General features: G+C 62.8%; 15 protein-coding genes and 1 pseudogene. 7 read left to right on the top strand and 9 right to left on the bottom strand.

The genetic code is table 11. From position 1 onward, the window contains the following. The 3 genes and pseudogenes from EN906_RS03740 to EN906_RS03750 form a co-directional block, all read right to left on the bottom strand. Window positions 1–951: pseudogene (locus EN906_RS03740) on the bottom strand (formate dehydrogenase); the annotation flags it as partial. Continuing rightward, window positions 948–1,427, bottom strand: a complete 480-nt coding sequence (locus tag EN906_RS03745) for a formate dehydrogenase subunit gamma (RefSeq protein ID WP_127267009.1) — start codon at window positions 1,425–1,427, stop codon at window positions 948–950. The gene EN906_RS03745 and the pseudogene EN906_RS03740, both read right to left, overlap by 4 nt. A 176-nt stretch (window positions 1,428–1,603) precedes the next feature. Beyond that, window positions 1,604–2,518, bottom strand: coding sequence for a LysR family transcriptional regulator (locus tag EN906_RS03750; protein WP_127267008.1), 915 nt, complete (start codon window positions 2,516–2,518; stop codon window positions 1,604–1,606). Window positions 2,519–2,669: 151 nt separating this feature from the next. Between EN906_RS03750 and EN906_RS03755 the strand changes: the two genes are divergently transcribed. Both EN906_RS03755 and EN906_RS03760 read left to right on the top strand, forming a co-directional pair. Then, complete coding sequence (locus tag EN906_RS03755; RefSeq protein ID WP_127267007.1) at window positions 2,670–3,311, top strand: DUF47 domain-containing protein; 642 nt, start codon at window positions 2,670–2,672, stop codon at window positions 3,309–3,311. 3 nt (window positions 3,312–3,314) lie between these two features. Continuing rightward, window positions 3,315–4,319 carry an inorganic phosphate transporter gene (locus tag EN906_RS03760; RefSeq protein ID WP_127267014.1) on the top strand — a complete coding sequence of 335 codons (1,005 nt, stop codon included), beginning with the start codon at window positions 3,315–3,317 and terminating at the stop codon, window positions 4,317–4,319. Between the two features lie 11 nt (window positions 4,320–4,330). Here EN906_RS03760 and EN906_RS03765 read toward each other — a convergent pair whose 3' ends face one another. Continuing rightward, on the bottom strand, window positions 4,331–4,708 hold the full coding sequence (locus EN906_RS03765) for a VOC family protein (protein ID WP_127267006.1): 378 nt from the start codon (window positions 4,706–4,708) through the stop codon (window positions 4,331–4,333). A 269-nt stretch (window positions 4,709–4,977) separates the two neighbouring features. Here EN906_RS03765 and EN906_RS03770 point away from each other — a divergent pair, with 269 nt between their 5' ends. Beyond that, window positions 4,978–6,159, top strand: coding sequence for an Mrp/NBP35 family ATP-binding protein (locus EN906_RS03770; RefSeq protein WP_127267005.1), 1,182 nt, complete (start codon window positions 4,978–4,980; stop codon window positions 6,157–6,159). A 21-nt stretch (window positions 6,160–6,180) separates the two neighbouring features. Here EN906_RS03770 and EN906_RS03775 read toward each other — a convergent pair whose 3' ends face one another. After that, window positions 6,181–6,633 (bottom strand): carbon monoxide dehydrogenase subunit G, encoded by a 453-nt coding sequence (locus tag EN906_RS03775; RefSeq protein ID WP_013528005.1) that lies wholly within the window; start codon window positions 6,631–6,633, stop codon window positions 6,181–6,183. A 146-nt stretch (window positions 6,634–6,779) separates the two neighbouring features. Between EN906_RS03775 and EN906_RS03780 the strand changes: the two genes are divergently transcribed. The 4 genes from EN906_RS03780 to EN906_RS03795 all read left to right on the top strand — a co-directional run bounded on the left by EN906_RS03780 (window position 6,780) and on the right by EN906_RS03795 (window position 11,457). Then, window positions 6,780–8,585, top strand: coding sequence for an IlvD/Edd family dehydratase (locus tag EN906_RS03780; protein ID WP_023811496.1), 1,806 nt, complete (start codon window positions 6,780–6,782; stop codon window positions 8,583–8,585). Window positions 8,586–8,790: 205 nt separating this feature from the next. Then, window positions 8,791–9,609: a chromate resistance protein ChrB domain-containing protein gene (locus EN906_RS03785; protein WP_127267013.1), complete on the top strand. Its 819-nt coding sequence runs from the start codon at window positions 8,791–8,793 to the stop codon at window positions 9,607–9,609. Next, on the top strand, window positions 9,606–10,994 hold the full coding sequence (chrA, locus tag EN906_RS03790) for a chromate transporter (protein WP_127273111.1): 1,389 nt from the start codon (window positions 9,606–9,608) through the stop codon (window positions 10,992–10,994). Before EN906_RS03785 ends, chrA begins: the two co-directional genes overlap by 4 nt. Before the next feature lie 64 nt (window positions 10,995–11,058). Continuing rightward, complete coding sequence (locus tag EN906_RS03795; RefSeq protein ID WP_127271376.1) at window positions 11,059–11,457, top strand: hypothetical protein; 399 nt, start codon at window positions 11,059–11,061, stop codon at window positions 11,455–11,457. A gap of 45 nt (window positions 11,458–11,502) precedes the next feature. On the opposite strand, the gene EN906_RS03800 is transcribed toward EN906_RS03795, so the two are convergent. The 4 genes from EN906_RS03800 to EN906_RS38050 all read right to left on the bottom strand — a co-directional run. Beyond that, window positions 11,503–12,732 carry an aromatic ring-hydroxylating dioxygenase subunit alpha gene (locus EN906_RS03800; RefSeq protein ID WP_127271385.1) on the bottom strand — a complete coding sequence of 410 codons (1,230 nt, stop codon included), beginning with the start codon at window positions 12,730–12,732 and terminating at the stop codon, window positions 11,503–11,505. Between the two features lie 173 nt (window positions 12,733–12,905). Then, window positions 12,906–14,495, bottom strand: a complete 1,590-nt coding sequence (locus EN906_RS03805) for a trimethylamine methyltransferase family protein (RefSeq protein WP_127271378.1) — start codon at window positions 14,493–14,495, stop codon at window positions 12,906–12,908. 189 nt (window positions 14,496–14,684) lie between these two features. Then, on the bottom strand, window positions 14,685–16,178 hold the full coding sequence (locus EN906_RS03810; protein WP_027039660.1) for a PLP-dependent aminotransferase family protein: 1,494 nt from the start codon (window positions 16,176–16,178) through the stop codon (window positions 14,685–14,687). A 102-nt stretch (window positions 16,179–16,280) separates the two neighbouring features. Continuing rightward, window positions 16,281–16,608, bottom strand: a 328-nt coding sequence (locus tag EN906_RS38050; RefSeq protein ID WP_245484164.1) for a hypothetical protein, incomplete at its 5' end; no start/stop codon positions are given.

Consider the following 16,608-nt stretch of genomic DNA (forward strand, 5'->3'; position numbering starts at 1 on the left):
GACAGGCACCGAGGCCAGCGAGATGACATTGTTGATCACCGTCGGCTTGCCGAACAGCCCCTTATGCGCCGGCAGCGGCGGCTTTGCGCGCACCATGCCGCGCTTGCCCTCGAGCGAATCGAGCAGCGCCGTCTCCTCCCCGCAGACATAGGCTCCGGCGCCGACCCGGATCTCCATGTCGAACGCGTAAGGTGAACCCAGCACGCTGGCGCCAAGAACGCCGGCCTTGCGGGCGACCTCGACGGCCTTGTTCATCACCGCCACCGCATGCGGATATTCCGAGCGGACATAGACAAAGCCCTTGGTCGCGCCCGTGGCTATACCGGCGATCGTCATGCCTTCGATCAGCACAAACGGATCGCCCTCCATTATCATGCGGTCGGCGAAGGTGCCTGAATCGCCTTCGTCGGCGTTGCAGACGATGTATTTGCGGTCGCCTGCGGTATCGAGCACCGTTTTCCACTTGATGCCGGTCGGGAAGCCGGCGCCGCCGCGCCCGCGCAGGCCCGATTCGGTAACCTGGGCGACGATGTCGGCAGGCGTCAGTGCCAGCGCGTTCGTCAGTCCGTTCAACCCGCCATGCTTCTTGTAGGATTCGAGCGAAAGCGGATCCGTGACGCCGCAGCGCGCGAAGGTCAGCCGCGTCTGCTTGGCGAAGAAGGGGATCTTGTCCGGTGAGCCCAGCCAGCGCTTGTGATGGCCGCCGGTGAGAAAGCCGCCGTCGAACAGGCTTTTGACGTCGGACGGCTTTACCGGCCCATAGGCGACGCGGCCGTTCGCTGTCGCAACTTCGACCATTGGTTCGAGGAAATAGGCGCCGCGCGACCCGTTGCGCACGATCTTGGCTTCGATGCCGCGCTCGGCGAGTTCGCCGGCGATCGCCTTGGCGACCTTTTCGGCGCCAAGCGCCAGCGCACCGGAATCGCCGGGAATGTAGATGCGCGGGATCATGAGCGCACCTCTGCAACGATCTCGTCGAGCTTCTCGTCATTGAGCCGCCCGATCACCTCGCCATCCAGCATAGCGGCGGGCGAACAGGCGCACAGGCCGAGACAATAGACCGGCTCCAGCGTTACCGAACCGTCGCGGGTCGTCTCATGGAAGCCGATGCCCAGCAATTGCTTCAGCTTGGCGGCGATGGCGTCCGAACCCATCGACTGGCAGGATTCCGCCTGGCAGAGCTTCAGCACATGCCGGCCTGCCGGGTGGCTGCGGTAATCATGATAGAAGCTGACGACGCCGTGCACCTCGGCCCTGGAAATGTTCAGCGCCTCGGCGATGACCGGCAGCGCATCCTTGGGCACATGGCCGAACTCTTCCTGGATGCCGTGAAGGATCGGCAGCAACGGGCCTTCGAGGCCCTTCATCTCCTGGATGATCGCGACCGTGCGCGACGTGATCTCGGTACTTGCAGGCTGCATTGTCATGCAGCGCCCTCCCTATCGTAGCGACCCATACATATCGGCCAGAAGCATCAAGCTGTTTTGGAACAACGACATGCGCGTGCCGCTTTATCGCTAAGTGCTTAAGAAACCAGAGAAAACCTCTGAAATCAATAAAGCGGTTTCGTTGTACGATAGAAATTTTCTATCGTTCCGTTCGGCTAACTCTGTCTAGCGGAACGGTTTGCGTGGAAATCGTCCGCCAGCGCCATTGCCTCGTCCAGCAGCGCCGAGACCAAAGGTGTGTGCGGTTCGCGCGGTGTCGCCACCAGGCCGACCGTGTGGCTGGCATCCGGCTCGACAATCGGAATGGCCCGGATCGGCTCGGAAAAGCCGAATGTTTCCGCAAGGTTGAGCGGCATGATCGACGACCATTTGCCGGTGCGGATGTGCGAAAACAGCACGATCATCGAATTGGATTCCAGCGTCGGTCGCACCTGCACGCCGGCTTCGGCCAGATGCTGATCGATGATGCGACGGTTCTGCATGTCTGGCGTCAACAGGCACAGCGGCAGGCTTGAGAGCTCTGCCCATGTCACTTTGTCGCGGTCGGAATAGGGATTTCCCATCGCGGTGATCAGTTGGTAGCGCTCGTCATAGAGCGGCACGCTGGTCACCCGCCCCAGCGGCTCGTTGTCGAGATAGGTGATGCCGGCATCGATGTCGAAATTGCCGAGCAGCGACAGCACCTCGATCGAGGTCCGCGACAGCACCGAAAAGGTGACGCCTGGATGCTTTTCGCGAAACGGCGTCGTCAGCCGCGGCAGCATGGCGAGCGCCGTCGGAATGGCGGCGATGCGGATACGGCCCGAAAGTCCGTGGCGCGCCGCGCGCATTTCCTCGCGCATGGTCCTGGTGTCGCCGACGATGCGGCGTGCCCACACCAGCACCTGTTTTCCCTCCGGCGTCAGCCCCTGGAAGCGTGAGCCGCGCAGGACCAGCATGACGCCAAGCTGGCCCTCCAACTGCTTGATGCCGGCCGAGAGCGTCGGCTGGGTGACGCCGCATACCTCCGCCGCCCGGCCGAAATGCTCCTCCCTGGCGAGCGCGATGAAGAATTCCAGCTTGTCGATCATGCGATCTTTCCGGTGGTTCGCTGCAAGGTCGGGGAAATCGCGCCTCACCGCAAGCGCGATGCACAATTGCCCTGCATCCACACCTTTAAGCCGGCTACCTGTTTCCCGCGGCGCGATGCGGCGCTATGTGGATGAAACTGGGAGATCGACCATGCTGGGCTGGTTCCGCAAGCTTTTGCCGCGCGAAGATCGCTTCTTCGACCTGTTCGAACGACATTCGCGCACCGTGGTCGGCGGCGCCGAGGCGCTGGAGCAGCTTCTCCAGGGCAGGGATATCGACCTCTGGTGCCAGAAAATCGTCGATCTCGAAGATGAGGCCGACCACATCACCGCGGAAGTCCTGCTGGCGGTGCGGCGCTCCTTCATCACGCCTTTCGATCGCGGCGACATCAAGGACCTGATCCAGTCGATGGATGATGCCATCGACATGATGCACAAGACGGTCAAGACGGTGAAGCTGTTCGAGCGCAAGGAATTCGATCCGCTGATGCAGGAAATGGGTGGCGTCATCGTCGCCGCCGCCAAGCTGGTGGCCGAGGCGATCCCGCTGCTCAACAAGGTCGCGACGCACACGGTGCGCCTCAACGCCATCGCCGAAGAGGTGATGCGCGTCGAAAGCCGGGCCGACGACCTGCACGAGCAAGGGCTGAAGGATCTCTTCAGGAAGCACGGCAGCAGCGATCCGATGGCGTACATGATCGGCAGCGAGATTTATGGCCAACTGGAAAAAGTGGTCGACCGCTTCGAGGACGTCGCCAACGAGATCAGCGGCATCGTCATTGAGAATGTCTAGGTGATGGAAGCCACCATTGCCTTTCCCGTGCTGGTCGGCCTCGTCGGCGTCGCGCTGTTCTTCGACTTTCTCAACGGCTTGCACGATGCCGCCAACTCCATTGCCACCATCGTCTCCACCCGCGTGCTAAGGCCGCAATACGCGGTATTGTGGGCGGCTTTCTTCAACTTCATCGCCTTCATGTTCTTCGGCCTCCACGTCGCCGAGACAGTGGGCAAGGGTATCGTCGATGTCAGCATCGTCACCCCGGCGGTCATCTTCTCGGCGCTCGTCGGCGCCATAGTCTGGAACATCGTCACCTGGATCGCCGGCATCCCGTCGAGCAGCTCGCATGCGTTGATCGGCGGCCTGGTAGGTGCCGGTGTGGCAAAGGCAGGCGTGGGCGCCATCGTCTGGACAGGGCTTGGCAAGACGGTTGCGGCAATCGTCCTGTCGCCAGCGACCGGCTTTATCCTGGCGCTCATCCTGATTTTCGTCGTCTCGTGGCTCTTCGTGCGCCAGACGCCCTTTGCGGTCGACAGTACCTTCCGCGTCATGCAGTTCTTTTCCGCCTCGCTCTATTCGCTCGGGCACGGTGGCAATGACGCGCAGAAGACCATGGGCATCATTGCCGTGCTGCTCTATTCGCAAGGCATGCTCGGCGCGACTTTCCATGTACCGCTCTGGGTTGTCCTCACCTGTCAGGCGGCACTGGCGCTCGGCACCCTGTTCGGCGGCTGGCGCATCGTCCACACCATGGGCTCGAAGATCACGCGGCTGAACCCGATGCAGGGTTTTTGCGCCGAGACCGGCGGGGCGATCACCCTGTTTGCCGCGACCTGGCTCGGCATTCCCGTGTCGACCACGCACACCATCACTGGCGCCATCATCGGCGTCGGCGCCGCCCGCCGCGTCTCGGCCGTGCGCTGGGGCATTGCCGGCAACATCGTCATTGCCTGGATCGTCACCTTGCCGGCCACCGCTTTGATTTCGGCGCTCACCTACCTGGCGGTTGGCCTGGCGAGGTGACGTAAAGAAATCTACCTGTCCACAAGGTTCAGGATGTTGCCGTCCGGGTCCTTGAACCAGGCGACCTTCATTCCGTAACCGACGTGGAGATCGCCCTCCAGCGTCAAGCCCGGCATCTGATAGTGCTCGAAGGCGACGCCCTTCGTCTTCAGTTCCTTGACGATGTTGCCGATCTCGTCGCCAACCATCCAGGTTACCGCTGTCGCCTTGTTGGTTCCGGCAAATTGAGAATGATAGACGTTGAGGGTGGTATCGCCGCTTTTGTAGACGATCAGTTCGCCGCCCTCATCGTGCACCTGTTTCAGGCCAAGCGTTCCCTCATAGAAAGCCTTGGCTTTCGCGAGATCCTTCACCGCGAGATTGGCCGTTGCATTGCTGTTTGCGAGCATGATGGTCTCCTTTCCTGGTTGTCGACCCCGTGCTGGTCACCGAAATAGGTCGCCGCGATCGTTTGACGACTGTCGCTCGACCTGATTGTTGGCCGCATCGGCGCTCGATTATCTGGAAGACGTTTGGCGCGGATGAAATCCGACAGGACCCGCCGCTTTTCCAGGCACGCCAAGGCAGCCATTGCTCCACGGCTTGGTTCTGTCCGGAAACTGCATTATCTCAGGTGCAAGCTGCATCTCAGGCGCAAGCTGCGTAAGGAAAAACTGCCATGTCCGTCACCAAGGAAATCGTCACCGAGCGTCTGAAGACGGTCAACGGGCCGGATTTCACCGGCAACATCGTCGACCTCGGCATGGTTTCGGAGATTTTCATCGCCGACGGGAAGGTCTTCTTCTCGATTACCGTTCCCGCCGCTCGTGCCCAGGAAATGGAGCCGCTGCGCGCCGCCGCCGAGCGCGTCGTCAAGACAATCCCCGGGGTCGCCGGCGCGGTCGTCGCGCTGACGGCCGAGAAGAGGGGCGGCGGCATGGAGGCGCCGGTTCCGTCGCGCCCCGCACCCAGGCCCGTTCCGCCGGCTGCGCCCGCTGCCGCCGCGCCGCGTGCGGCTCCGCACGCGCCCGCCTCGCACAGTTCGGGCAAACGTGGCGTGCCCGGTATCGAGGCGATCATTGCCGTTGCTTCCGGCAAGGGCGGCGTCGGCAAGTCGACCACCGCCGTCAACATCGCGCTCGGCCTCGCCGCCAACGGCCTGCGCGTCGGCGTGCTGGATGCCGACATCTACGGACCGTCCATGCCCAGGCTGCTCAACATCCACGGCCGGCCGCAGACCGTCGACGGCAAGATCCTGAAACCGATGGAGAATTACGGCCTGAAGGTAATGTCCATGGGTTTCCTCGTCGACGAGGAAACGCCGATGATCTGGCGCGGCCCGATGGTGATGTCGGCGCTGACGCAGATGCTGCGCGAGGTCGAATGGGGCCGTCTCGACGTGCTCGTCGTCGACATGCCGCCCGGCACTGGCGACGCGCAGTTGACCATGGCCCAGCAGGTGCCGCTGGCTGGTGCTGTCATCGTCTCGACGCCACAGGACCTGGCCCTGATCGACGCGCGAAAAGGCCTCAACATGTTCAAGAAGGTCGACGTCCCGTTGCTCGGCATCGTCGAGAACATGAGCTATTTCATCGCCCCGGACACCGGCAAGCGCTACGACATCTTTGGCCATGGCGGCGCCCGCCGCGAGGCCGAGCGCCTCGGCGTCACCTTCCTCGGTGAGGTGCCGCTCGAAATGGGCATTCGCGAAAGCTCGGATGCCGGCACGCCGGTTGTCGTCTCCAAGCCCGATGGCCCCGAAGCGAAAATCTACCGCGACATCGCCTCGAAGGTCTGGGACCGGGTCAACGAAGAGCGTGGTGCGGCTGCTGCTGCCGTGCCGAGTATTGTGTTTGAATAGCAGGCGCCGCCGTGCTGCAGCCTAGGCCGCGCCGACCTTCTCGCCAAAGCTGGAAAAAAACTGTCCAGCCAGTTTCTTCGAGGTCGATTCGATCAGGCGGCTGCCAAGCTGTGCGATCTTGCCCCCGACATCGGCCTTGGCCGCGTAGTTCAATATCGTGGCGTCGGGTCCATCCGCCGTCAGCGTCACGTCGGCGCCCCCCTTGGCGAAGCCTGCAATGCCGCCCTTGCCTTCGCCCTGGATGGTGTAGGAGTGCGGCGGCTTCAGGTTCTTCAGCGTCACTTCGCCGTTGAACGTCGCCTTGATCGGTCCGATCTTCACCACCACGGTTGCCGCCATCTCGGTCGGCGACTTCATCTCCAGGCTCTGGCAGCCGGGAATGGTCGCCTTCAAGACCTCGGGATCGTTCAGCGCTTCCCACACTTTTTGCAGCGGTGCGGCAATGCGCTCCTCGCCTTCGATCACCAAAGCCATGAAAACCTCCCGGACAAGACTGCCCGAACCCGTAACGCACGGCTCGGTGCGTGTCTATCGCACCAAAGTCCGGTTGCGACCGCACGCCCTCTTGCCTGCTCCCGCGCGTTGCCATATCGATTTGTCTTACAAATACGGAGACCATGATGGCAGGCGCCCCCACCCATAAGAAAAAATTTCGCTCGCAGGAGTGGTTCGACAATCCCGACAATCCGGGCATGACGGCGCTCTATCTCGAACGCTATCTCAATTACGGCCTGACGCGCGCCGAACTGATGTCCGGCAAGCCGCTGATCGGCATCGCCCAGACCGGCTCGGATCTGTCGCCTTGCAACCGTCACCATATCGAACTCGCCAAGCGTGTGCGCGAAGGCATCGTCTCGATGGGCGGCATTCCCTTCGAGTTTCCTTGCCATCCGATCCAGGAGACCGGCAAGCGCCCGACCGCGGCACTTGACCGCAACCTTGCCTATCTCAGCCTTGTCGAGGTGCTCTACGGCTATCCGCTCGATGGCGTCGTGCTGACCATCGGTTGCGACAAGACGACACCGGCCCTGCTGATGGCGGCGGCCACCGTCAACATCCCGGCGATCGCCCTGTCGGTCGGCCCGATGCTCAATGGCTGGCACAAGGGCAAGCGCACCGGCTCCGGCACCATCGTCTGGGAATCACGCCAGCGCCTGTCGGCCGGCGAGATCGATTATGACGAGTTCATGGATATCGTCGCCTCGTCGGCGCCGTCCACCGGCTATTGCAACACCATGGGCACCGCCACCACGATGAACTCGCTGGCCGAGGCGCTTGGCATGCAGTTGCCGGGCTCGGCCGCCATTCCCGCGCCCTACCGCGAGCGCGGCCAGATTTCCTATGAGACCGGAAAACGCATCGTCGAGATGGTGCATGAGGATCTGAAGCCGTCCGACATCATGACGAGAGAGGCTTTCGAGAACGCCATCGTCGTCAATTCGGCCATTGGCGGCTCGACCAACGCGCCTATCCATCTCAACGCCATCGCCCGTCACCTTGGAGTCAAGCTCGACAATGACGACTGGCAGACGGTCGGCCTCAATGTGCCGCTGCTGGTCAATTTGCAGCCGACGGGCGAATATCTCGGCGAGGACTACCATCATGCCGGCGGCGTGCCGGCGGTCATCGCCGAACTGATGAAGGGCGGGCTGTTGCCGCATCCCGGCGCGCGCACCGTCAACGGCAAGTCGATCGGTGAGAACAGCGAGGGCGTTGCCAACGAAAATCCCGACGTCATCCGCTCTGTCGCCAAGCCGCTGAAGGCCAATGCCGGCTTCATCAATCTTCGGGGCAATCTGTTCGATTCGGCGATCATGAAGACCAGCGGCATCTCGCCGGAATTCCGCGAACGCTATCTCTCCAACCCCAAGGATCCCGAGGCTTTCGAAGGTAACGCCATGGTTTTCGACGGGCCGGAGGATTACCACGCCCGCATCGACGACCCGGCGCAAGGCATCGACGAACACACCATCCTGTTCATGCGCGGCGCTGGCCCGGTCGGCTATCCCGGCGGTGCCGAGGTCGTCAACATGCAGCCGCCGGCCTATCTCATCAAGAAGGGCATCCACGCGCTCGCTTGCATCGGTGACGGCCGCCAGTCGGGCACGTCGGGTTCGCCCTCGATCCTCAACGCCTCGCCGGAAGCGGCGATTGGCGGCGGACTGGCGCTGCTCAAGACGGGCGATCGTGTCCGCATCGACTTGCGCAAGGGTACGGCCGACATCCTCGTCACCGACGACGAGATCACCCGGCGCCGCGCCGAGTTGCAGAACAATGGCGGCTTCCACTATCCCAAGCACCAGACACCCTGGCAGGAGATCCAGCGCGGCATGGTCGCGCAGTTCTCGGAGGGGATGGTGCTGAAGCCGGCGGTGAAATACCAGGATGTCGCGCACACCAGCGGTGTCCCCAGAGACAATCATTGATACTGAATCGACGGATGGCGGCTTGATCAAATCAGGCCGCCATCGGTTTTCCGGTTATCCTGGCCGGGTAGGTCGAGAACGGTCACCGTCCTTGACAAGCGCGCCCAACAAATCCACCATCATGACAAGGGGTGCATCGCGACGACCCCGTGAGGCGTCAGCCCAACGTTCGCGTCCAAGCTTCTCTTTTCAGGAGGTGGACGCCATGCCGTCAACAACCGCTATCACCGTACCGCAATTGTCCCGGCTCATAGGTCTGCCGGGTGCACCTGTCATCATCGATGTTCGCATCGAAGAAGATTTCGAAGCCGATCCGCGCCTGTTGCCGGCCTCGTGCCGGCGCGATTTCAAAACCGTTTCGACCTGGGCGGCCGAGTTTGCCGACAAGCCGGTGGCCGTCGTCTGTCAGAAGGGGCAAAAGCTCTCGCAAGGCGTCGTCGCATGGATGCGCCATGAGGGGATATCAGCCGAATCCCTTGAAGGCGGCTTTGAGGCCTGGCGCGATGCCGGGGGGCTTCTGGTCCGCACCGCCAAGTTGCCGCCACGCAATGAAAAGGGCGCCACCGTCTGGGTGACGCGATCCCGCCCGAAGGTCGACCGCATCGCTTGCCCATGGCTGATCCGGCGTTTCCTCGACCCCGACGCGGTGTTCCTGTTTGTCGAACCCGCTGAAGTATTGGCTGTTGCCGACCGCTTTCAGGCCGTGCCGTTCGACATCGACAATGTGTTCTGGAGCCATCGCGGCGAACGCTGCACCTTCGACACGATGATCGAGGAGTTCGGGTTGGAATCCGGGGCGCTCGATCGCCTGGCGTTGATCGTGCGCGCGGCCGACACCGCAAGCCTCGACCTGGTGCCCCAGGCGGCCGGTTTTCTGGCTGCCTCGCTCGGTCTGTCGCGTATGTACCGCGACGATTTGGAACAACTGGAAGCAGGCATGCTGCTCTACGACGCGTTCTTCCGCTGGTGTCGCGACGCCACCGAAGAAACGCACAACTGGCCCGCTGCAGGTAAACCATCATGACCATTCTTGTCCCCGACAATAAGGCGGTGACCGTCGAGCCGCCGGCTGCGCCGACCTTCGCGGAAGCCACGAAGGTCTGGGCGAAAATCGGATTGCTCAGCTTTGGCGGTCCGGCCGGGCAGATCGCGCTGATGCACAAGGAACTGGTCGAGGAGCGGCGCTGGATCGGGGAACGGCGTTTCCTGCATGCGTTGAATTACTGCATGCTGCTGCCTGGCCCGGAAGCCCAGCAACTCGCCATCTACATCGGTTGGCTGCTGCACAGGACGGCCGGTGGCCTTGTTGCCGGCATCCTGTTCGTCGTGCCGGGCGCGCTCGTCATGCTCGCCTTGAGCAGCCTGTACGTCCTCTATGGCGACATGCCGCTCGTCGCGGCGCTGTTTTTCGGGGTGAAGGCGGCGGTGCTCGCCATTGTCATCGAGGCGGTGATCCGGATCGGGCGACGCGCCCTCAAGAACCGGGTCATGGTGTCGATCGCGGTCGCGGCGTTCATTGCCATCTATGCGTTGAATGTGCCGTTTCCGCTCATCGTCCTTCTCGCCGGCCTGACGGGATGGCTGGGGGACCGCGTTGCTCCCGGCCTGTTTTCCGGCTCGGCCCATGGCAAAGACGGTGTTGCCGACTCCAAGGGAGCGGTCGACCTGATGTTCGAGCGTGGCGAACTGGCCCATGTCAAACCTACCAAATGGCACGCGCCGCGCACCCTCGCCATCTGGCTGCCGATCTGGCTCGGGCCTGTTCTTTTGATCTGGTGGTTCACCGGCTCCGCAAGCGTCTGGACCGAGATAGGCCGGTTCTTCAGCCTGATGGCTGTCGTCACCTTCGGTGGCGCCTACGCGGTGCTCGCCTATGTCGCGCAGGCAGCCGTCCAGTCCTTCGGCTGGCTGGCGCCGGGTGAAATGGTGGACGGTCTTGGACTTGCAGAAACGACGCCAGGACCGCTCATCCTGGTGCTGCAGTTCGTCGGCTTCATCGCCGCGTTCCGCCATTCCGGCTCGCTCGACCCGTTGCTTGCCGGATCGCTGGGGGCGCTGCTCACCTTGTGGGTGACGTTCACGCCCTGCTTTTTCTGGATATTCCTCGGGGCGCCCTACATCGAGGCCTTGCGCGGCAACAAGGCATTGTCGGCCGCACTGGGCGCGATCACCGCCGCAATTGTCGGGGTGATCATGAATCTGGCCCTATGGTTTGCTTTGCATGTCATCTTCCGTGAGGTGCACGCGACGGGGCTTGGCATGAACGTGCCGGTGCTTTCGTCCATCGACTGGCGTGCGGCCTTGCTATCCGTGGCCGCGATGGTCGCCATCCTGAAGCTGAAAGTCGGCATGCTGCCGACACTCGCGCTATCCGCCCTTGCAGGGGTCTTGCTGGCGGCGGCTGGTTAGACAGCACCGCCTTTGTAATCCGCTTGCCCACCACCTAAGTGGGCTGGAAACGGAAGGAAACATCATGGCCGGACGGCGCTCTTCCCTCGGCTTCCTCGGAATGTTCGGCCGTTCGGGCGACTTGAGGCAGCTCGACGATGCATTGCGCGGCGCCGATCTGCATCCAGCCCTTGTGCCGGAGGGCGTGAAGCTTACCATCGTCAACCTGATGAAGGATCGCTGGCCCGACGAGCCGCCGCCGGGCACCTATGCGTCGGTGGCACAATTATGCAGCTATTGCATCGCGGGTCCGGAAACCTTCGAGCAAGCCAATGGCCATGATCGGACGCTGGAAGCCGAGCGTCGCATCGAGGCGGCGCTTGAAACCGGCGACAGCCTCGACGCGCAGATCGTGCTGATGACGCTGCATGCCAAGCTCATCAACGCTGAAGTCGTCGACCGATACGGGCTCAGCGCGGAATGACGCGAAAGGCAAGATCTGCTTGATCCCCCGCGGCAGCCGAGCCGATCAGGCCCGGCTGATCTCCTCGAGATACCAGCCGATGTAGCGCAGTTCGTTGTATTCCATCGGCGCGATCGGTCCGGGCACGAAATAGTGCGAGCGCACGCCGCGCGCGGTGTGCTCGATGATCTTCTTGTCCTCTTCGGTGGTGACCTTCCACAGCCAGGTCAGCTTCTCCAGATCGTAGTCCTGGCCCTCGACCGCGTCGCCGCGCACCAGCCAGATCAGCTCCATCTCACAGGTACCAGCTGTTTTCGGGATGAAACGATAGATCATGCCGTGATCGGGATAACAGACGAGAAAGGTCGTACCGCCAAGATGGATCGATGTCACGCCACCATCATAGTCGGTGAAACGGCCCATCAGCGGCGCGACCGGCGAGCCGTCCTTGCTGCCGCTGGAAACGCCGTCATAGAGCGCATAGCGGAAAGTGTGGATCGCCTCCTGTCCGGCGGCCGAGTTCTGCCAGCGGTTGGCGCTGCCGATCTCGATGCCGAGCGCGCAGGTGCGTTGCTCCATCGCGGCATTGAGCTGCTCGATCATCTCGGCCGGTTTTTCCAGCGCATGCGTCTGCGAATATTCCGGATGCGCCGGCCCGCAATGGTAACATTCGACATAGTTCTCGACGGCGAGCTTCCAGTTGGCGTCGAGCGGATAGGACTGACGATACGCCACCTTGGCGTCGCCCCAGCCATATTGGCCGCAGCTCGTGCGCAGCGACTGTTCGATCGGATCGAAATCGAGCGGCGTCTCGGCGAAGGAAATGAAGACCAGCCCGGAAGCGACGCGGACATGAAGCTTCTTCAGCCCGTGCGCCGAGCGGTCGAAATCCTTTGGCATCAGGCGCGCGGCACGCAAGGATCCGTCATTGGAATAGGCCCATGCGTGGTAGGGGCACACGAACATCTTCGCATTGCCCTTCTCCTTGGTGCAGACCTCGGCACCACGGTGGCGGCAGACATTGAGCATGGCATGCACGGTGCCATCCATGCCGCGTGTCAGGATGACCGCCTCGTCGCCCAGCTTGAACAGCTCGAAATCGCCGGGGTTCGGGATAACGCTGGCATGCGCCAGGCAATGCCAGTGGCGGCGAAAGACACGTTCCATGTCGCGCTCGAAGATCGCCGGATCATGATAGAAGGCACGCACCAGGCCGTGACCTGGCCGATGAGATGCCACCAGCCGATCGATCGCGTCGCCGTCGGTGGGTGCTTGCTGGATAGGATGCACACTCATTTGTCGTTCTGCCCGATGGTTGGTCCCGGAGCAATTCCAGGAAAAGTGTGAAGCGGTTTTCTGTTCGGAATTGCGTCAAACGAAGAGCGCAATTCCAGGAAAAGTGTGAAGCGGTTTTCCGTTCTGAATTGGTTCCGGGTGGTGGCTGTATGGCTGCACGAACTCGTCTCCGGTCAGGCGCCCATTTGCGTGCGCGGCAGGTGGATCAGGTTGCCGAAGCGGGCACGCAATCTGTCGTCGACCTGTTTTGGCACGTGGCGCGGAAATCGCTCGGCAAGAATGCGTTTCTTCTCGGTGATCGCACGCAGCAATATATCAGGCCGGCCTTTTTCGTTCCATTCCTTCGGCGAGGAACGATCGCCGAGGGCGGGATAGAAGTGCTCGGTCTGCATCAGCTTGAGCGTTTGTTCGTTGTCGAGATAGTGGCCCGGACCCTTGAGGCAGACCTCGGCGATGCTGTCGATCGACAGGGCCTCGTCAGTCACGTCGATGCCACGCGCGCAGCCCAGGCAATGACCGAGCATGTCGTTGTCGATGACCAGGCTTTCCAGGCAGAAGCCGAGCAGCGAGGCATGCATGCCGGCCGCCTCGTAGACGAGGTTGAGGCCGGAGAGGCCGGCCATCACATTGGTGATGCCCTTTTCGTAGCCGGACTGAATATCGGGCAATTTCGAATCCGTCATGCCGGCGGCGGAGCCACCGGGCAGGTCGTAGAATTGCGCCATCTGGGCACAGGCCGCCGTTGCTACCGACTGCTCGGCCGACCCGCCCGCCATGGCGCCGGTGCGCAGGTCCGACATGAACGGCCATGCGCCGAAGATCGCCGGATGGCCGGGCTTGAGCGCGTTGACATAGACCAGGCCGGCCAGCACTTCGGCCACTGCTTGCACGACGGCGCCGGCCATCGCCGCGGGTGCCGTGGTGCCGGACTGGCCGGTCGACAGCAGCAGGATCGGGATGCCGCCTTCGACGCAGGCCTCAAGCACGCCGCAGGCATCCTCGGCGAACTTCATTGGCGGCACGACGAATGAGTTGGAGTTGGAAACGAACGGCCGGGCACGGAAATTCTCCTCGCCGCCGGCGATGGCGTACAGCATTTCAAGCGCAGGCTTCACGTTCTCACGCACGGTGAAGGATGTTCCGACGTGCTTCGATGTTCCCATCACACAGGCATAAAGCGTGTTGAAATCCATCTCGAGCGGATCGGCGATGTCGCGCGCCACCATCGGCCGCTGGAAGAAATGGATGTTGTCCAGCCCGTCGACGATGCGGGCGGCATCATAAATATCCTGCAGCTTGGACTCGCGGTACTCGCGCTTCTCCAGATCCACTAGGTGCACGGCGATGCCTGCCGTGCCGTAGTGCACGCGCTTGCCCTGGACCACCATGTCGTGCCTGGGGTCCTGGCCATGAAGCGTGAAATGTCGTGCCGCTCGCTTGATGGTGTCGAGCACGAGCGCGCGCGGAAAGCGGACCCGGCCATCGTCGCCGTGGACCGCCCCCACCTTGGTCAGCACCTTTATGCAGGAAGGAATGGCGTTGGCGAAACCCACTGTCTCCAAAAGCGTCAGCACGCCCTCGTGGATACGCTCGCGGTCATCCCCGCGCAGCGGCCCGTAGCCGCCGCCCTCGATGGCCTTGTGCTGTGGTCTGGTATCCTCCACCAGGGGAGATGATCGCATGGCATGTCCTGTTTCGCGAAGACCGGAGCGCTGCGGACGACGGTTCGCCGGCGTGTCCTGCTGTTCGACAGCCACTGGCATGGAAGCACTCCACCTTCGTCGGCAGGAACTCGTGGCGGTTGATCCACCATCGGCCTGCTTCTTCCCCTGACGCCGACTATGCCGCTGGCACTGGCCCATCCTATGGGCCAGCTGGCCCAGTTCCATGTGCCAGAGCTAAAATACCGGAGCCGCTGCGAACGGCTCCGGTCACGAGAGATCGACGATGGATCAGGCGGCCGCGGGTCTGCGTCCGGCGGCCGTGGCCAGTTCGCGAATGCCTGGCTCGATGTGCTGCAGTGCGATCGACGAGATGCCCAGCCGCATGAAACGCGAAGGCTTTTCAGTGCGATCGAAGAAACGGTCGCCTGGCTCGATGATGACGCTGCGCGAGGCGGCTGCCTCGGCCAGCCCGCGCGAATCGGTGCCGCGCGGCCCTTCGAGCCACAGCGACGTGCCGCCGGCCGAATCGGTCGAACGCCATTCCGGCAGGAAGGCGGAAATCGCATGGACCAGCCGCTTGCGCCGCTCGTCGAAGGCTGAAGACAGCCGCCGCACCAGCGCCTCGTGGTGGCCGAGCGACAGGAATAGCGCTACGGCGCGCTGATTGTTGGCCGGCGGGTGACGCAGCATGAAGCGGCGCAGCGCCCTGAGCTCCGCGATCAGTCCGGCGGACGCCACGATGTAGCCGAGCCGCAGGCCCGGAGCCAGCGTCTTGGACATCGAGCCGACATAGACGACGCGGCCGGAGCGATCGAGGCTCTTCAGCGCTTGCTGCGGTGCCTCGTCGAGAAGCTGGCTGTCATAGCCGTCCTCGATGATGATCTGGTTGTAGCGGTTGGCGCGCGCCAGAAGATCCTGCCGCCGCTCCGCCGACAACGGCACCATGGTCGGGCAATGATGGCTTGGCGTGACGAAGACGAACCCGGAATCGTTGGCAATAGAAGTAGTTACGATGCCGGACTGGTCGACCGGCACCGGCTGTATCTCAGCGCCCGCAAGGCGGAAGATCGAGCGGGCGTCGGGATAGCCTGGGTCTTCCATCGCCACCTTGGAGCCTTTGGACATCAGCAGCGTCGCCAGCATGTAGAGCGCGTTCTGAGCGCCCAGCGTGACGATGATCTCGTCCGGATTGGCGAAGATGCCGCGCCGGGGCAGGAGCCGCGCCTGGATCTGCTCGATCAGCAGCGGATCGTCACGGTCGACCATGTCGGACGCCCAGTTACGGATTTCCAGCACGGCAAGCGCCATGCGGTTGCACTCGCGCCACTCGGCGGTCGGGAACAGCGCCGGGTCGAACTGCCCGTAGACGAAGGGATAGGACGACTTGATCCAGTTCTCGTGCTTGGCCGGCGGCGGCATGTCGCTGGCGGCGATCTTGCGGCGTGCCTTCCAGTCGATCTCGTTGGCCTGGTCGGGCGCCTTCTGGTGCGGCTTGGCCGGTGTCGCCAGCACATCGGGATTGACGAAATGTCCACGCCGCTCGCGCGCCACCAGGAAACCCTGGTCGACGAGCTGCTGGAACGCCAGCACCACGGTTCCGCGAGCCACGCCAAGTTTTTCGGCCAGGATCCGGCAGGAAGGAAGCGGCATCGAAGCGGCGATCTGGCGGTCGAGAATGGCGGCTACGATGGCTTGGCGGATCTGCGCCTGCAGGGTTTGGCCGGATTCAGCCGAAATCCGGAACAGGCCGGACCATATCGCCGTGTCGTTTCGCTGTGGCATGGGAGATTTCCTCGATGGCCAGCCTTTTTCGCTTGGCTGGACCAGCCGAACGTAACCGTGGCACAAGGGGTTGCGCCAATCAATTTTTCTGATCGTTGGGATTTATGCCAGTGATCCTTCACGTCCTTTTGATGCCGCGTTGCGCCATCCTGGGGTGACGCGGCGCCTCATCCCGGCGATGACACCGTACGTGACGTCTGCGTCATCGCCGCGTGACGTCTGCGTCATCGCTGGGGTGACGGTGTGCGTCATCGCTGCGCATTGAAACGGGTGGAGTTCGGCCCGATAGATTGTCGCGACGACACGCGCCGGAAACATCCGGTCCGTAATGATGGCTCGAGGTCTCGGAGTTTGGCAGTGGATCAATCGTCCTTTCAAAAACAGCTCGCCGCCTTGCGTGACCACCGCGCGGCGGCGCCCGCCAGCATGC

The organism is Mesorhizobium sp. M7A.F.Ca.CA.004.06.1.1 (assembly GCF_003999135.1).
Classification (GTDB): Bacteria; Pseudomonadota; Alphaproteobacteria; order Rhizobiales; family Rhizobiaceae; genus Mesorhizobium.